Annotated in this window: 3 protein-coding genes; all 3 read left to right on the top strand. The window is 33.1% G+C overall.

Annotation, left to right across the window (positions count from 1 at the left end):
* The coding region (locus ACGH46_RS11050) for a polymorphic toxin type 50 domain-containing protein (RefSeq protein ID WP_411605661.1) at positions 1 to 506 on the top strand (506 nt) is incomplete at its 5' end.
* Positions 507 to 509: 3 nt separating this feature from the next.
* Positions 510 to 833, top strand: a complete 324-nt coding sequence (locus tag ACGH46_RS11045; RefSeq protein ID WP_267351125.1) for a hypothetical protein — start codon at positions 510 to 512, stop codon at positions 831 to 833.
* Positions 834 to 878: 45 nt separating this feature from the next.
* The coding region (locus ACGH46_RS11040; protein ID WP_411605659.1) for a hypothetical protein at positions 879 to 1,075 on the top strand (197 nt) is incomplete at its 3' end.

Raw genomic sequence — 1,075 nt, 5'->3', positions numbered from 1 at the left:
GCTTATTAAAATACGCCCGCATCAAAATAACTGGCACTGAAGTCAGAGCGAAAGTACATCATAAAATTGAAACGGTAACGGTTGAATTAGATGAGGTTAATTGGAATAATGTTGTTGAAACAGGGACGGTAAATAGTAATCCCTCCATAAAACCAAATACTAATTTTGCACCAGATTTAAGCCCGAGCTTAACTGTTAATATGAATCAACAAAATAAACATATTGTTGGAACAAATGAACATAAAACTGCAAACGCTAGTTCTTCTATACCTAGAAGTATCATTGATTCTAATATTGATGTTCAGAAACTGGTTAATGATTATGCAGGAACTGGAAATTTAAAAGGAAAGATACCTCTTGGTCAGCCTGGATCAAAAGAAAATATCTCAACTAATCATGTAATAGGTAAATTTTATGATCGAAATTCAAATACTTTTATCCCAACAACTAATTTTACAATCCATTATTCAAAAACAGGCGTACATATAGTACCAGCGAGACCATAAATTATGAAAGAAGATAAATTAACGAATATAAAAAATAAAATTAATCTCAGTGTAATGTATAGTTTACTTGATAGAGCAACAAAAAAAATGAGAGGAATTACTGCCGATCTGGATGAAGATAATTTGTTAACTATAAAAATGTTTTTTGATAGCGATTTGTTAGATGAAGAAGAGGAAGAGATGCAGATTGCTAATACGGAAGTCGTAGCTGATTTTTTTAATGATTTTAAAGATATTTATCTTGATTTATTAGTTGTTCCTGTTTCGATAAATATCTATGATCAGAAAGGAAATTTAGGTTGGTTTTATCTTCGTCGAGAATATTAATAACGGGCTTTTCCTACACAACTTTTATTGGGTGAGTTACGAGATGTGGGGCAAAGTACACTCGATTTCTTATGGGATAGCACCTTAATTAATCCGGTATCTCCGCTATTTTTTGCTCGAGTGCATGCAGAAATTATCAGTGATAAACCGATTGGTCAGGCTCCCAATCCTATACAAATGCCTGAGGTATCACCACCACAGACTATCTCTGGTGGGATAACACATGGTGTCAGTCAATTTAT

This window comes from Gilliamella sp. CG22 (assembly GCF_046635725.1).
GTDB classification, from domain to species: Bacteria; Pseudomonadota; Gammaproteobacteria; order Enterobacterales; family Orbaceae; genus Gilliamella; species Gilliamella apicola_I.
The sequence above is the reverse complement of the archived record's forward strand: the minus strand, read 5'-3'. Positions and strand labels throughout refer to the sequence as shown.